The sequence below is a fragment of the Paenibacillus thermoaerophilus genome (genome assembly GCF_005938195.1).
In the GTDB taxonomy this organism is placed as follows: Bacteria; Bacillota; Bacilli; order Paenibacillales; family Reconciliibacillaceae; genus Paenibacillus_W; species Paenibacillus_W thermoaerophilus.
The window spans coordinates 79,940-95,508 of the sequence record NZ_VCQZ01000004.1; the positions used below are offsets into that span (position 1 = coordinate 79,940).

The window sequence follows — 15,569 nt, forward strand, 5'->3', positions numbered from 1 at the left end:
CCTCCAATTCAATTGTCTGTGTTTTTGACTTTTTCTTGCGGCGTGCTCCATCGGAATATTTTATTTAGCGCTTTGAAGACATGCTTCGATTCTTTTGTCAGCAGAGGCCCCAATATAGCCAATATCAATACGTACAGCGCGGAGAAAGGCTTCAGGACCGGCATCAATCCGGCGGCTATACCCAAATTGGCTACGACAATAGTAAACTCGCCCCGGGCCATAATCGTCAAGCCAATATTTGTGGAAGCCTTGTGAGACAGTCCGGCTCGGCGTCCGGAGATCATGCCGGCCGTTACGTTGCCCACCATCGTCAGCACCACGGCACCGAGCGCGAGCCAGATGGCGCTTCCCAGCGTAAGCGGGTCGATGCTCAGCCCGAAGCTGAAGAAGAAGATCGCCCCGAAGAAATCCCGGAACGGCACGACCAGGTGCTCGATGCGCTTGCTGTGTTCCGTCTCCGACAGCGCCAAACCGAACAGCAGCGCGCCAATCGCTTCGGCGACGTGCAGCTTCTCGGAAAAACCGGCGATAAAGAACAGCGCGGAAAATACGACGATAATAAAAATTTCGTTGGACGTAATATTGAGCAGCTTGTTTAAAATCGGCGTTCCTTTGCGCGCGATAACGAAAAACAGCAGCATGTAGGCGAGCGATATTCCGACGGACACCAGAACGCCCCCGATCGAAGTCGCTCCGCCCAGCAACAAGCCGGACATGACGGAAAGGAACACGGCCAGGAAAATATCGTCGAACAGGATCATCCCCAAGATCAATTCGGTTTCAGAGTTGCCGGTGCGCCGCAGATCGACCAGAACTTTGGCGACGATCGCGGTGGACGAGACCGACAGCATCCCCGCGATAATAAGCGTCTCGTACAACGGAAAATCGATCAGAAAACCGTAGGCCAGCCCCAAGGTGAAGTTCAGCAGAACGTAAATGCTTCCGCCAAACACGATGTTGCGGCCGGATTTGATCAGTTTCTGAACCGAGAATTCAAGCCCCAGATAGAAGAGAAGGAACAGGACGCCGATCCGCCCTAGAAAATCGATGATCTCCTGGCTTTCTATGAACTTGAAGTCAAGAATTCCGATGGTCGGGGCATGCGGCCCGACAATCATTCCGAGCACGATCAGGAACGGAATGATGGAAAACTTGAGCTTTCCGGCAAGCACAGAAGCGATGGCAACCAGCAGCAACGCTGTGCCCACCTCAAAAATCATATGATCCATACAACGTCTATGCCCTCCCTCTAAGTAGTTTCAAGTATCTATAAGTATACAGGATGTAACCTGCATATACAAATTTTTCGGCTGAAATTCGGTCAAAATCCGTTAAATTTTTAGATTTTGGACGGTTTTATCGTCAAATTCAAAGGTTTAAGATTGGTAGGGCGGCGAATCTGTTCGCCAGACTGAATCTCTCGCCTTTTACATGGAGGGTTCTCTCTCCGGCCCCGATTTATTTATGCCACAAAAAAGCCGGCCGTATCATGAAGCGCCCCCGTACGGGAAAATCGCCTGAAATAAAACAAGCCGGCTCCTGTTGGACAGGAGTCGGCTTGCATCCAGGAGGATGCCCCAAAAAGGGGGCTCACCGGCCCGATGCCGGACGGCGCAGGTTCAATCGCGGCGGTTGGCCAGCCATTGCTCCACGTGCGAGAGGAAGGCGTCCATCTCCGAATCCGTGCCGATCGAGACGCGGAGGCGGTCGCTCAGACGCGGATGATCGGCGAAGCGGCGGACGTAGATGCCCGCCGCCCGCAAGCTGGCCGCCAGCGAAGCGGCGCTTGCGGAGGCGTCGCGCTGATCCCGGCGCACGGGGGGCTGCACAAGCAGAAAATTCGTCTGCGACGGCAGCACGCCGCAGCCCAGCCGGCGCAGCTCGCCGGCGCACCGGTCCCGCGTGGCGCGGACGGCGGCTGTCGTCTCCCGCAGGTAAGCCTCGTCGCTTAACGCCGCCAAGGCCAGCGCGCGGCTGACGGCGTTGACGTTGTATATATCGCGGGCCCGCTCCAGCGCTTCGATCAGAGGCCGCCCCCCGACGGCGTACCCGACGCGCGCTCCGCACAGCGCGTACGACTTGGAGAACGTGCGCAGTATGAGCAGGTTCGGACGGCGGTCAAGCAGCGGCAAGGCGGACGTTCCTGGTTCCGCGTAGTCGATATAAGCCTCGTCGACGACGAGCAGCCCGGGGTGGGCCGCCGCCAGCCGGTCGATCTCGGATACGGGCAGCGGCAGTCCGGTCGGCGCGTTCGGATTCACGAGGGCGATCACCTTGGCCCCGACGGCCAGCAGCGCGTCGGTATCCACCGTGAAGTCGTCCCGCGTCGGCACGGGCACCGCACGGCCCCCGCAGGCGGCGGCCGCCGTCAAGTACAGCCCGAACGACGGATCGGGCATCGCCAGCACGCCTCCCGAGCCGAGAAACGCCTTGGCGATCAGCGAGATGATCTCGCTGGAGCCGTTGCCGACGAACAACTGCCCGGGTTCGGCGCCGAGCCGCTCCGCCAGGGCCGCTCGCAGTTCCCGGCATTCCGGGTCCGGGTACCGCCGCAGCGCTTCCTCGCCGATGCGCCGCAGCGCTTCCGCCACCTTCGGCGAAGGCGGATACGGGCTCTCGTTCTGGTTCAGCTTGACGGCTTGGGCACACTCGGGCGGCTGCTCGCCGAGCTTGTACGGCTCGAGCTGCAGAATATGAGGCAATGCGATAGACATACAATCCCTCCTTCGTATATTCTGACGATATCGCCAAATTGTCATTGATAAAATGCACAGAATCGAAATTTTGCAAGTGACAGATTGCGATTCATCCCCGATTCCAGACAATAAGGAGAGGAACCTGCCATGATCGAACTGACGCCGGAGCTGGACCCTACATCCGGGGAGCCGCTGTACCTTCAGTTGTACCGGTACATCCGCGCCGAGATCGTCTTCGGACGAATCCCGGCGAACGTTCGGCTGCCATCGGTGCGCCGCCTGGCGGGATATCTGGGCGTCAGCCGGACGCCGGTCTCGCTGGCGTACGAGCAGTTGGCCGCCGAAGGCTACGTCGTCAGCCGCCCCCGCAGCGGCCTGTTCGCCGCCGATCTGGCTGCCGAGTCCGAAGGAGAACGGCGGCTGCCCATGAGCCGGACGAAGCCCGCCCCCTCCGGCTCGGCCTTGCCGCGCGCTTATCACGACGGCGGCCGGAATCCGTCGGCCGTCCGTTATGACTTCGGCTACGGCCGCGTCGATCTCGCCAGCTTCCCCCTCGCCAAGTGGCGCCGCTACATGAACCGCGTGCTGGTGCCGGAGAACGGCCGCGTGCTGCTGTATGGCGATCTGCAGGGCGAGCCGGAGCTGCGGGCCGCCGTCGCCTCCTATCTCCACCAAATCCGCGGCGTCCGCTGCGAACCAGAGCAGATCGTCATCGGGGCGGGCACGTATCATTCGCTCGACCTGCTGCTTCAACTGCTGCGGGACGATGTCGGGACGATCGCCGCGGAGGCGGCGGTGAACGACGGCGTCATCGCACTGCTCCGCCAGCACCGGTTCGCCGTCCGGCCGTTGACGCTAGAGCCGGACGGTCTGGCGGTCGGCGAGCTGGCCGATTCCGGCGCTGGCGCCGTCTACACGACGCCGTCGCATCAATTCCCCTACGGCATGACGCTGTCGGCGGCGAAACGCGCCAAGCTGCTGCAATGGGCCGAACAGACCGGCGCATGGATCATCGAGAACGACTACGACGGCGAATTCCGTTACGCCGGCAGGCCGATCCCGTCGCTGCAAGGGAAGGACCGCCACGGGCGGGTCGTATATCTGGGAACGTTCTCCCGCGCGTTGTCGCCGGCGTTCCGGCTCAGTTACCTCGTGCTTCCGCCGGCTCTGCTCCGGAGGTTCCGCGACCGCCGCCACAGCTACGACCAGCTCGCTTCGCCCATCTTGCAGCGGACGCTGCAGTTGTTCATGGAGTCCGGCGACTTCGGCCGTCATATGCGGAGGATGCGGGCGCTGTACCGGCGCAAGCATGACGCGTTTGTAGCGGCCATCGTCCGCGCGTTCGGTTCACGAGTCGAGATCGTCGGCACGGGAACGGGGCTGCACCTTGTGCTGCGCGTGCGGGGAGCGCCCGGCGAAGATCAACTGATCGAGTCCGCTCTGGCGAACGGCGTGCGAGTATATCCCGTCTCGCCTTATTCGCTGAAGCCGCCCGCACCGGACGACGATCCCGCCGTTCTGCTCGGCTTCGGGGGGCTATCGGAACGGGAGCTGGAGGAGGGCGTATCGGTTCTGACCAAGGCCTGGCGCGAGTTGTTGGGCGAAGCCTAGACGAAAAAAAAGGAACCCGTGGCATACCGCCGCGGGTTCATCAAGATCTATATATCGAAAAAGGGGGTCGAGTCTTAGTATAGGCCAACTATATTAAAGAAAGATGAAAACGATGTTTCAATTCCGTTACAAATCCCGGTTCCAAGGCGGTGCGGCATCTTCTCCGGATCGCCCGGTCCGCATGCGGAAAACATGCTGCTTGCTATTGTTCCGCATGCCCGAAGGTTAAGCCGCGAGCCGACACAGGAAGAATATAAACCGGGGGTTGGTCGGCTGCCGATCAACCTCCGGTTTTTCCGTTTCCGGGAACGGTCCGGGAGACGGGCGCAAGGAAGCACCTTGCGGTTCGCGGGTGCCGAATCGTCAGCGATGCGATTGGCGCTTCCGCAACCGCGCGTCCAGAACGAAGTTGCCGAACGGCAGCAGGGAGGCCAGGAACGCGCCGATCGCAAGCCCGTAGCTCCAGCGGTCGGCGAATTTGACGTAGATGAGCGCCAGGACGTACAGGACGAACAGGACGCCGTGCAAAGCGCCGGTAACGGTGACGGCCACGGGGAGGTCCGCCCCATATTTCAAAGGCATGCCGACGAACAGCAGCAGCAAGTACGAGATGCCTTCCAGGATGCCGATGAGACGGAATCGGCCGAGCGGTGTGCGAAGCATAGCGACTTAATCTCCTTTTATATTAAAAATGTCGATTTAAGTGTACCATGCCGCCCGGAGCTTGCCCAATGAACAAGCGGTGACAACAAGCTCCGGGCGGAGCCGGTTCGCCCGCGCTTGCGCCTTCCGGCAGCATCCTTGCCGGCGGAAAAACGGATTGACAGAATTAACTATATCGGATTACGATATAGTTAATTCTAACCGATGCGGCTTGACGCCGCGGACGGAGGCGCCACTCATGGGCAAAACGGAACTGGTCAAAGGCAGCACGGAAGTGATCCTGCTGAGCCTGCTGTCGCAGCGGGATATGTACGGGTACGAGCTCGCCCAGCGCATCGAAGCCGATAGCGAAGGGTATTTGCAGCTTGGGGAGGGCACGCTGTACCCGGCTCTCAAGCGGCTGGAGCTGCAGGGATACGTCGAGAGCTACTGGCAATCGTCGGAAGCCGGTCCCCGGCGCAAATATTACGCCATAACGGAATCGGGCCGAAGCGCCCTCGCCGCGATGACGGAGGAGTGGAACCGGTTCGAGCGGATCATGAGGAGGCTGACCGGATATGTTCGGACGTAAGAAGCGGGAAGCGGCCCCGGCTCCGGGTTCCGGATCGTATGCGGTTCTGAGGGAAGCGCTGCCGAATTCGATGCCGTTGCGGCGGAGAACGCTGCGGCGCACGGCTTGACGAGCCCCTCGAAGGAAGGCGGAAAGGAGGAATCCGGACGATGCAGCCTATCGCGATGATCACGATGCTGATCGATCATATCGGCGCCTTGTTTTTCCCGGACGACGTGACCTGGCGGCTGATCGGCCGCATCGCGTTCCCGATCTACGCTTATGCGCTTGTGGCCGGATACAGACGGACGCGGTCGATTCCCCGCTACATGCTGCGCCTGCTGGCGATCGCCGCCGCGGCCCAACTGCCGTTCTCGGCGGCCTTCGGCGTCTGGGAGATCAACGCGGTCGGCACGCTGCTCGTCTCCCTCTGCCTGCTCGCGCTGCTGGACCGGTTCGACAAGTCCTCCTACCAGGCGCTGCTGGCGATCGCGGGCGTGCTGTTTCTGGAGACGATCCCGTTCGACTACGGCGCTTACGGGCTGGCGCTTGTGCTCATTTACCGCTATGCGCAAGGAGGCTGGATGCTGCTGCTGCATGCGGCGCTGGATGTGCTGTTTATCGCCTGGAAGGGCTGGTGGATTCAGCCGGCGAGCCTGCTGCCGACGTTCGTGCTGGCGTATTGGCCGGAAGGGTGGAAAGCTGCGGAGCGGGCGCGGGTGCCGAGCTGGGTCTGGCGATCGTTTTATCCGGCGCATCTCGCTGTGCTGGCCGTCTTGCGCCTTGCGGTTTGAAGCGGCGGAAGATTTTGTGGCGCGCGGCTTACGATAAAACCGCAAACATGGTAAAATGGGGAAAATTGGATCGAGGTGAACCTTCGAATGAATATCGGACGGAGCGGCAACCCCACTCTCAATGAGAACACGTTCCGGCGTTACGGACACGGTTCGTATGCCGGCGGCGCGATGACGCTGGACGGCACGGTTAACAAAGCGTTTATTACGCTGGCGATTTTGCTCGGAGCGGCGTTTGTCATGTGGTTTATGCATTTCGACGGCCGCAATGTGGTCCCCTACGCCATCGGAGGAGCAATCGGCGGCCTGGTGCTCGCGCTGATCATCAGCTTCAAGCCGTCGGTGTCGCCGGTGGCGGTTCCGATCTATGCGGCGCTGGAAGGCCTGTTCATCGGCGCCATTTCCGCCGCTTACGAATCCCGTTTCGAAGGGATTACGCTGCAGGCGGTCATGATCACGTTCGGCGTATTTATCGCCCTGCTGCTTGCGTACAAGACCCGCATTATCCGCGCGACGGAGAACTTCAAGCTCGGCGTGTTCGCCGCGACGATGGGGATCGCCATCGTCTATCTGATCAACTTCATCCTGAGCTTCTTCGGCCATAGCGTGCCCTTCCTCCACGATACGGGCTGGATCGGCATCGGCGTCTCGCTCGTCATTGTGACGGTCGCCGCGCTGAATCTGGTGCTCGACTTCGACTTCATCGAATCGGGAACCCATGCCGGAGCTCCGAAATACATGGAGTGGTACGGCGCGTTCGGCTTGCTGGTTACGCTGGTGTGGCTGTATCTGGAGATTCTGCGCCTTCTCGCGAAGCTGCGCAGCCGCAATTGACAGGTCGCGCGGGCGGAACGGGCAATCAAAAAGAGCGAGCTCTGAACCGCACCCCCATTGTTAGACATGACTAACTTTGCGGGGTCACTTCAAGGGAGAACTCGCTCTTTATTTTTATGGCGGGTCCGTGCGTAGTTGGTTTCCGCCGGGGAATATGTTATAATCGCTTTGCATGAAATCTTAAAATTAAGATAAAGGAGCGTTTTCGGATGATCAACGTCTATCCCGCCTCTTCCCGATATACCGCCGACCACGGCTGGCTCCGGAGCAGCTTCAGCTTCTCGTTCGCCGAATACTACGATCCGGACAACGTCCAGTTCGGACCTCTGCGCGTGTTCAACGATGATATCGTGCAGGGTCGCCGCGGCTTCGGCGCGCATCCGCACCGCGAGATGGAGATCGTCTCCGTCGTGCTGCGCGGCCGGTTGAAGCATGAGGACAGCACGGGGAAAACGGCCGTTACGTCCTGGGGCGAAGTGCAGCGGATGTCGGCGGGAACGGGCATCGTGCATTCCGAGGTCAACCCTGGCGACGAGGAAGTGAATTTCCTGCAGCTCTGGTTCACTCCGGCGGTGCGCGGACTTGAGCCTTCCTACGAGGCCACCCGCTACGACACCGCCAAGCTTCGCAACGCGCTGCTGCCGGTCGTCTCGCATCAATCGGGCGAGGGCGTCGCCCATATCCACCAGGATCTCACGATCTATTTGTCGGAGCTGGACGCCGGACGCGAGTTAACGTTCACGCAGCCCGAGGGCCGGCGCATCTATGTGTTCGTCATCGAAGGCGAGCTGGCTCTGAACGGAGAGGCGAGACTCGGCCGCCGGGATGCGGCGCGGATCGAGCAGACCCCCGAACTGAAAATCGCGTCGCCGTCGGGAGCGACCTTCATGCTGATCGATTTGCCTTGACGGCGCTCGAAAGGCGCCCTGCGGCTGACGGAGCGGGATATCGGTCCGGGCCGCCGCGACGCCGCCCGGATTGAACGCGCGCCGGAGCTGAACGTGAGGGTGAAGAAAGACGCGGCTCCGCTGCCGAGCGATTTGTCTGGACAGGAGGTTGGCGATGGAACGTCTGCTGGTGAAGCATATTGTGGGCCGGCTGCTTCTCGATACGGCCGCGTCCGGTTGTCCGTTCCGGCTGGAGGAAGACGCGGGCCGATGGACGGTAACGGTCTCGGGCGTGCCCGAAACCGCGCTTCGCGAGATCGAACGCTGCCGCGACGAGCTGAATCTGTTTCATTTCGTGCCCGGTCCGGACGGCGAGACGATTCGCAAGTATTGGCTGTACGACACCGGCTCGCCCGGATGGAGCGCGGAGGGGGACTGTCTGAAGCTGACGGTCGATTCCCGCGTTCCGTATTCGAACGACAAAGTCTGACCTGCAGGAACTTTCGGCAACTGGACGCCGGGGGTTCCTTTTTTTTAAAATAGGTGAAACGAATGTCGAAACCGGAAGGAGCGGGAATGGCGCGATGAGCGGCTGGGATCTGGTGTGGCTCGAAGACGAACGGCTGCTGCTGGAGGAATGCGCGGATTTTTTGCGCGGGCAAGGCTATACGGTGCGGGGGGCGGCGACTTGGCCGGAACTGCTGGCGCTGCTGAAGGACAAGAAGCCGGATCTCGTCTTGCTCGATTGGATGGTGCCGGGCGGAATCGACGGCCTTGAGGCCTGCAAGCTCATTCAGCGGCAATGGCGCATTCCCGTCATCATGGTGACGGCCAAAGGAGACGAGTTCGACAAGGTACTCGCCCTGGAGATCGGGGCGGACGATTATTTGACGAAGCCGTTCGGGCTGCGCGAATTGGCCGCGAGGATCAAGGCGGTGCTGCGGCGCGCCGAGGGCGGTTCCCGGTTCCCGGCGGCGGACGAGGCGGCCGGCGAGGAGGAGATTATCCGCCGCGGGGAGTTGACGATCGATCCCGTCAAGTTCGAAGCGAGGCTGAAGGACAAGCCTCTCGACCTGACGCGGACGGAGTTCCAACTGCTCGCGAAGCTGGCTGCGCATCCCGGCCGGGTGTTTACCCGCATGCAGCTCATGGACGAGGCGCTGGGGGACGCGTATGTGGGCTACGAGCGCACGATGGATTCGCACATCCGCAATCTGCGGCGCAAGCTTGGCGACGATCCGGCCGATCCCGTCTACATTCACACCGTCTACGGCGTCGGCTACAAATTCGCCGAAGGGGTGTGAACGGCTGATGAGCGGAGATACGGTTCGCGCGGAGGATCGGAGCGGGCGGCCTTGGCTGATGGGGCGGCTTGCCGGCATCGCTTGCGGCATGCTGGCGGCGCTGGTTGCGGGAGCGTGCGCGCTGGGGGCCGGCATGTGGCTCCAGCACCGCGCGGCGGAGCGGGAGTCGGAACGGCTGGGGCTGCTCTGGAACAGTTATGCTTCGGCCCAATACCGGCTGGCGGGGAGCTGGCAGCCGGTCGGGCAGGCGATGGCCGCTGATTGGGAGCGGTTCCGGCAGCTGGGAACGTCGAGCCTCGCGATCTGGGAGGCGGACGGCGCGACGCCGGTGCTGGCGTACGGAGAGACCGGCGGGCCGGCGGCCGGACGGGCCTTGCCCGTAATCGTCGACGGCCGGATCGTGGGCTACACGTCGGCGGAGATCGGCGGCCGGCCGGATCGCGCCGTTTTTTTGTTTCCGGCGGCGGCGGTATTGGCCACGGGCGGTCTGTGGGCGTTCGCTTCCGCACGCTGGCGCAAGGCCGCGGCGAAGCCTCTCCGGGCGATCGCGCGCAAGGCGGCGGAGCTGGCGGCCGAACCGGGGCGCGGGGAGACGGCCGGCAGCGGAGCCGACCCCGGCGATGCGCTGGAGGCTCTCGACCGGTTGGCGCTGCGGATTCATCGGCTGGAGACGGTCCGCAGCACGATGGTGGCGGACATCGCCCATGAGCTGAGAACGCCGCTTGCGGTCATGCGAGCCCAATTGGAGCAAGCTCTCCTGGCGGGGACGGCGCTGCCGCCCGACAAGCTGGCGTCGCTGCACGACGAGACGTACCGCATGTCGAAGCTGGTGCGGGACATGCAGGAGCTGTCCCTTGCCGAGTCGGGCCGGTTGCGCCTGGAGAAGCGGTGGTGCCGGATGGCGGAGCTGCTCGGAGGCGTGGTCGACGCGCTGGGGCTGGAGGCGGAAGAACGGGGGATCGCGGTGAAGCTGGACGCGCCGCAGGAGCTGATGGCGTATGCCGATCCCGTCCGGCTGCAGCAGATCGTCGTCAATCTGGTCGGCAATGCGATCCGCCACGCCAGGTCTGCCGTGAACGTGTCCGCCGCATTGTCCGGCCGCGACCGGATCAGGGTGACGGTGTCCGACGACGGCTTCGGCATCGAGGAGGAGGAGCTGCCCCGGGTGTTCGAGCGGTTCTACCGGGGCTCCGGGCCGAGGCAAGGGCGCAAGGAAGGCGGCCTCGGCCTCGGGCTGGCCATCGCCAAGGAATACGCGGTCGCACATGGAGGCCGGCTCGAAGCGGCTAGCCGTTGGGGCGAAGGGGCCGTATTTACGCTGGAGCTGCCCGTCATGAAGCAGGACTGACGGGGCGGACGCCCGTTCGGGGGGAGACGGTGAATCTGCACAAGTTCTGCACATCTGCTTCATGAGCTCTGCACATGCTTTTGATATCCTCTGATCGTGAAACGTTATCGCGGGGAGGTTATCGCATATGATTCGCGCAATCGCGCTGAGCAAGACGTACGGCCGCGGCGAAGCGGCCACGAAGGCTCTCCGGGAGGTCGATCTGGAGATCGGCCGCGGGGAGATGGTGTCGATCATGGGCCCGTCCGGCTGCGGGAAGACGACGCTGCTGCAACTGCTGGCGGGTATCGACCGGATGAGCGGCGGCGAAGTATGGTTCGGCGACCGGCCGCTGCACAAGCTGGACGACAAGGAGCTCTCCCGCGTCCGCCTGGAGCGCATGGGGTTCATCTTCCAGGCGTACCATCTGGTGCCCGTACTGACGGCGGCGGAGAATGTCGCTCTCCCGCTGATCGCGAGGGGCCTGACGCGTCAGGAGGCGGACCGGCGCGCGGTCGAAGCGCTGAAGCAGGTCGGTCTCGAGACGAAGGCGAGACGGTATCCCTATGAGCTGTCCGGCGGTCAGAACCAGCGCGTCGCCATCGCGAGGGCGGTAGCCGGGGAGCCGGACGTCATCTGGGCCGACGAGCCGACGGGAGCGTTGGACAGCGATACGTCCGAGCAGGTGATCGGACTGCTGCGCATGCTGAACCGTCACTTGAATACGACAATCGTCATCGTCACCCACGATCCGCGCGTAGCGGAGCAGACCGACCGTACGATTGCGATGCATAACGGGCGGATTCTCGACCACGGAGACCGTGCCGCGAGGAACGGGCCGGCCGATCCGGCCGCGGGCTTGGCGAGGGAGGTTTCTTCGCGATGATGGGATCGGCTCTGATCTGGAAGATGGCTTGGCAGAACCTGCGCAAGCAGCTTCGCCAGACGCTGTTGTCCGTCGTGGGCGGCTCCATCGGGGCTGTCCTGATTACGGTCTCGGCGGTGCTCTACATGTCGGTCGACCATAGCCAGGAGCGGTGGCTGAACCAGCGGTTCGGCCCGATCGAATGGGAGCTGACCGCCAAAGGTCCGGACGGAGCGATGACGCCGGAGCTCGCCGCGGCCGTGCTGGACGAGATGAAGGAGCGCGATCCCGGAATCGAAGGGCTCCCCGTCCTGCAGGCCCCCGCTTCCGTTCTGGCGCTGGACGCTTCCGGACAAGCGCGGGGGGCTCTCCCCAATGCACTGGTCGTGGGCCTCCCATGGGAACGAGGCAAACGGCTGGACCCAGGCCATCCGGAGATGTGGTCGCTGACGCTCAGGGACGACGAGCTGGTGATCGACGCCGCCAGCGCGGCAACGTTGGGCCTGCGGATCGGCGATGCCGTCAAGCTGCGGGGGGAGTCGGGCGAGGATAAGCTGTTCCGGGTCTCCTATATCGCGGAAGAGAGCGGGTTGACGGGATACCGGGGCGGATTGGCGCAGTATCAGGCGACGGTTCTGCTGAGCGAGTCCGCGATGCGCAAATGGCAGGGCGACGAAAGCGGCGTTTACGATGCCATTCTGGCCGGTCGTCCCGGGCGCGCGCCCGAAACTCCCGAGCCTTTTCCGTATTTGAATCCGGATGCGAAGTACGAACCGCACAATACGAAAAAGTTCATGTCGGATCGGGCGAATATGAAGGACATCTTGTACGTGTTCATGGCGATCAGCGGCGTCGCGGTGCTGTCGGGCGCCGTGCTGATGCATCAGATCATGCTGATGCTGGGCGAATCGCGCCGCGAGCTGTTCGGGGTGTTAAGGGCGATCGGCTTGTCCCGGAGGCAAATATCCGCCATTTTCATGGCCGAGTCCGGCCTGTTGTCGCTGCTCTCCACGGCGTTCGGCATCGCGGTCGGCGTACTGGCTGGCGGCGGTCTGGTCTATGCGTTCTATGGCGCCTTCTCCGACACGCTGGCGCGCATGTCCGGCGCGAATATCCCGATTGGCGTGTCCGTCTCGCCTGCCGGTCTTGCGGTTGTCGGCGGGGCGATCCTGTTGTTTCTGATCGCGCTCGCCGCGCGGGTCGCGCACAAGCTGTCGCACACGCCGATCGTCGAGGCGTTGCGCGGAGCCATGCCCGACCGGGAGCGCATGTCCAAGGGAAACAGAAGGGCGACGCGTCTGTCTACCCTCCTGGCTGTTGCGATCGTCGCCGTCCATCTTGGAGTCGCGTTCGGGGAAGGGCCGGAGGAGGTCGCGACCAGCGACGTGCTGACGCTGTTCGGAACGTGGCTGGCGGCTTGCGCCGCGGGGCTGTATCTTGTGCTGTCGGCGATCTCGCATTCGGACAGATGGCTGTCCGCGCTGCTGGGACGCACGGGCTTGTCCAACGCGTCCATCCTGCTCGCCGTCCGTTACCCGAAGCGCAAGCCGGGGCGCACCTACGCCATCTCCCTGCTATTCGCCTTGCTGATGATGGCGGCTTCGTTCACGTCAATCGTATTCAACATGACGCTGCGGATAAACGACGTCGACCAAAACGATATGACGATGTACGGCTTCAGCGCCGCGGTTCCGTACAGCACGCCGGAGTCGCGGGAGCGCATTCTGGCGCTGGCCGGTTCCGATCCCGATATCGCGGGCGCCGTTCAGGCGAAAGCCGCCGTCGAGCCGTACATGGCGCTGCTGACCGAGAGGGGAACGGCGCAGTCCATTCTTGCCGTCACGCCGGAGCTGTTGGACGGTGGCGTATTGAAGCTGGCCGAGCGGGCACAGCTGTTTGCGGACGACCGGCAAGCCTGGGAGGCGGTGATGACCGATCCCAAGTATATCGTGCTGCCTCTGTCTTACAGGGGCCATTCCGGCCAGCCGACGTCCGTATCCGGCAGGAACATAGCCGTCAAAGCGGGAGACACCGTCAAGATTCCGATCTACGAGTCGAAACCGAGATTCGCAGACGAAACTTGGGTCCCGATCATGGAGCGGGAGTTTGTCGTGGCCGGCTTTGCGCAGCCGGAATCGCACGCGGGAGACGCGATGGATCTGTACTCGGCAACATTTGTGCACCCCGAGGTGCATAAGCAATGGAAGCCGTACGGAACCCGCTGGCCGGGTCAATCCAAGCTGGGGTACGTGCTGCTCGCGTTCGACTACAAAAATATCGAGCTCGTTCACAAGCTGGAGGAACGATTCGCCGTAAACGGCGTAATCGGCTTCACCGTTCCTTATGCGGATAAGGGGGCGGAGCAGTTTATGAATAGACAGCTGTTCCGCAGCTTTGTCGCCTTCAGCCTCGCTTCCGGGGTGATCGGCCTATGCGGATTGGCGATCGTCCAGTTCCGCTCGGTGCGCGAACGCGGCAAACAGCTTGCCATGATGCGTTGCGCCGGACTGTCCGGACGCCATCTGTCCCAGATGTTTTTGCTTGAGGGGACGACGATCGGTTGGGCGGGACTGTTCACCGGCTGGCTGATCGGGGCGACCGGCGCCATGGGTTTCGTCCGCATGCTGCTGGGGGCGGACAATCCGACGGGACGCGCGATTGAGGTGCAGTACCCTTATGAGATGCTGATCCCGATTATCGCGGTGCTGCTGCTGGCGGCGGCGCTGCTGAATATCGGCCCGGCCCGGGCCGCGCTGAAGCTTTCGCCGGGAGCGGCGATCCGGGCGTCGGACGAATAGGAAACACAAAGAGTGCGTCCCCCATCATGGGGGCGCACTCTTTGTCAATGGCGGAAACCGTGCGCGGCAAGCGGCCGTCCGCTCGGCTTCCCCGCCCGCAAGCGGTCAACCGGCGACCGGCTTGCGGCCGGCGGCCAGCACCAGAGCTGCGGCTCCAAGCGCCTGCATGGCCGCCTTCAATAGCATCTGCCCGGCAATGGCCTGCCATATCGCTTCCCAGGGCAGGAAGCCCGCGCCTAGCGGAGACAAGCCCACAAGGACGAACACGGCGCTGTCGATGCTGCCGCCGACGAGGCCGCTGAACAGCACCCTCCGCGCCATCGATCCGCGTTGCTTCGTGAATATTTCCGTGTCCGCCGTCTCGGACAACATAAACGTCACGGCGGAAGCGAACACGATCCACAGCGTATCGCCAAGCGCGTAGGAGGTGACCGCCGACAGCGCCATCGCCGCCGCGATCGCCCTATACGTGTTGCGTCGGCCGATCGCCTTTTGCACGAAGTCCCGCAGCATAAACGTCGCGCCGATCAGGAACGTTCCGGCAGGCACGAGCATCGACCCGAATTCCAGCGGCGCGAACTTGGCGGTGAGCACGTTGGCCCCCGCTATGGCGGCCAGATACAATCCGATCAGGATCGCTTTCATGGTGGGGTCAGCTCCTATCGGTTGTCGACTTTCTCGGGATACAGGTCGTGGTTGAGCAGCCGGTATTCCGCCATTTTTTCGTATTTGGTGCCCGGTCTGCCCCAGTTGCAGTACGGATCGATCGAGATGCCGCCGCGCGGGGTGAATTTGCCCCACACTTCGATGTAATGGGGGTCCATCAGCGCGATCAGGTCGTTCATGATGATATTGACGCAGTCCTCATGGAAATCGCCGTGATTGCGGAAGCTGAACAAATACAGCTTGAGCGACTTGCTCTCCACCATCTTAACGTTCGGGATGTAAGAGATATAGATCGTCGCAAAGTCGGGCTGGCCCGTCACGGGACACAGGCTGGTGAATTCCGGACAGTTGAATTTGACGAAATAGTCGCGTCCCGGATGCTTGTTGTCGAACGTCTCCAGCACCTCGGGGGCGTACCGGTCAGGGTAACGGGTTCCCTGATTGCCGAGCAGGGTGACATTCGGCATGTCTTCCGCGCTTCTTCCGGCAGGCATAAAAAAATCTCCTCCTTGTGTTCGCGTCCGGCGGTCGGCCGGCTGCGGCTACGAAGAACGAGATTCAGGAAACTTGCCTC

General features: G+C 62.5%; 16 protein-coding genes. 11 read left to right on the top strand and 5 right to left on the bottom strand.

The window, feature by feature from the left end:
* Positions 1 to 8 precede the first annotated feature (8 nt).
* Positions 9 to 1,229: a cation:proton antiporter gene (locus FE781_RS04425; RefSeq protein WP_138788392.1), complete on the bottom strand. Its 1,221-nt coding sequence runs from the start codon at positions 1,227 to 1,229 to the stop codon at positions 9 to 11.
* Positions 1,230 to 1,619: 390 nt separating this feature from the next.
* Entirely contained in the window at positions 1,620 to 2,714 is a 1,095-nt protein-coding gene (gene hisC / locus FE781_RS04430; protein ID WP_138788393.1) for a histidinol-phosphate transaminase, read from the bottom strand.
* A 129-nt stretch (positions 2,715 to 2,843) separates the two neighbouring features.
* Here hisC and pdxR point away from each other — a divergent pair, with 129 nt between their 5' ends.
* Positions 2,844 to 4,307, top strand: a complete 1,464-nt coding sequence (pdxR, locus tag FE781_RS04435) for a MocR-like pyridoxine biosynthesis transcription factor PdxR (protein WP_138788394.1) — start codon at positions 2,844 to 2,846, stop codon at positions 4,305 to 4,307.
* A 363-nt stretch (positions 4,308 to 4,670) separates the two neighbouring features.
* Here pdxR and FE781_RS04440 read toward each other — a convergent pair whose 3' ends face one another.
* The gene (locus FE781_RS04440) at positions 4,671 to 4,970 is read right to left on the bottom strand and encodes a DUF3817 domain-containing protein (protein WP_138788395.1); all 300 of its coding nucleotides are present in this window, start codon (positions 4,968 to 4,970) and stop codon (positions 4,671 to 4,673) included.
* A gap of 238 nt (positions 4,971 to 5,208) precedes the next feature.
* Here FE781_RS04440 and FE781_RS04445 point away from each other — a divergent pair, with 238 nt between their 5' ends.
* From FE781_RS04445 to FE781_RS04485, 10 genes are all read left to right on the top strand, one after another.
* A complete protein-coding gene (locus FE781_RS04445; RefSeq protein WP_138788396.1) occupies positions 5,209 to 5,541 on the top strand; it encodes a PadR family transcriptional regulator in 333 nt (110 codons plus the stop codon).
* Entirely contained in the window at positions 5,528 to 5,650 is a 123-nt protein-coding gene (locus tag FE781_RS17980) for a hypothetical protein (protein WP_281281872.1), read from the top strand. The genes FE781_RS04445 and FE781_RS17980 overlap by 14 nt, the downstream gene beginning before the upstream one ends.
* 40 nt (positions 5,651 to 5,690) lie before the next feature.
* Entirely contained in the window at positions 5,691 to 6,314 is a 624-nt protein-coding gene (locus tag FE781_RS04450) for a TraX family protein (protein WP_138788397.1), read from the top strand.
* Between the two features lie 87 nt (positions 6,315 to 6,401).
* Positions 6,402 to 7,148, top strand: coding sequence for a Bax inhibitor-1/YccA family protein (locus FE781_RS04455; protein ID WP_138788398.1), 747 nt, complete (start codon positions 6,402 to 6,404; stop codon positions 7,146 to 7,148).
* A gap of 209 nt (positions 7,149 to 7,357) precedes the next feature.
* Entirely contained in the window at positions 7,358 to 8,056 is a 699-nt protein-coding gene (locus FE781_RS04460) for a pirin family protein (RefSeq protein WP_138788399.1), read from the top strand.
* A gap of 154 nt (positions 8,057 to 8,210) precedes the next feature.
* Entirely contained in the window at positions 8,211 to 8,525 is a 315-nt protein-coding gene (locus FE781_RS04465; protein WP_138788400.1) for a hypothetical protein, read from the top strand.
* 94 nt (positions 8,526 to 8,619) lie between these two features.
* A complete protein-coding gene (locus FE781_RS04470) occupies positions 8,620 to 9,339 on the top strand; it encodes a response regulator transcription factor (protein ID WP_138788401.1) in 720 nt (239 codons plus the stop codon).
* 7 nt (positions 9,340 to 9,346) lie between these two features.
* Positions 9,347 to 10,687 (top strand): sensor histidine kinase, encoded by a 1,341-nt coding sequence (locus FE781_RS04475; RefSeq protein ID WP_138788402.1) that lies wholly within the window; start codon positions 9,347 to 9,349, stop codon positions 10,685 to 10,687.
* A gap of 127 nt (positions 10,688 to 10,814) precedes the next feature.
* Positions 10,815 to 11,552, top strand: a complete 738-nt coding sequence (locus FE781_RS04480; RefSeq protein WP_138788403.1) for an ABC transporter ATP-binding protein — start codon at positions 10,815 to 10,817, stop codon at positions 11,550 to 11,552.
* The gene (locus FE781_RS04485) at positions 11,549 to 14,329 is read left to right on the top strand and encodes an ABC transporter permease (RefSeq protein WP_138788404.1); all 2,781 of its coding nucleotides are present in this window, start codon (positions 11,549 to 11,551) and stop codon (positions 14,327 to 14,329) included. The genes FE781_RS04480 and FE781_RS04485 overlap by 4 nt, the downstream gene beginning before the upstream one ends.
* Before the next feature lie 105 nt (positions 14,330 to 14,434).
* Here FE781_RS04485 and FE781_RS04490 read toward each other — a convergent pair whose 3' ends face one another.
* Positions 14,435 to 14,965 carry a VUT family protein gene (locus FE781_RS04490; RefSeq protein ID WP_138788502.1) on the bottom strand — a complete coding sequence of 177 codons (531 nt, stop codon included), beginning with the start codon at positions 14,963 to 14,965 and terminating at the stop codon, positions 14,435 to 14,437.
* Between the two features lie 23 nt (positions 14,966 to 14,988).
* Positions 14,989 to 15,489 carry a preQ(1) synthase gene (gene queF / locus FE781_RS04495; protein ID WP_138788405.1) on the bottom strand — a complete coding sequence of 167 codons (501 nt, stop codon included), beginning with the start codon at positions 15,487 to 15,489 and terminating at the stop codon, positions 14,989 to 14,991.
* Between the last annotated feature and the right edge of the window lie 80 nt (positions 15,490 to 15,569).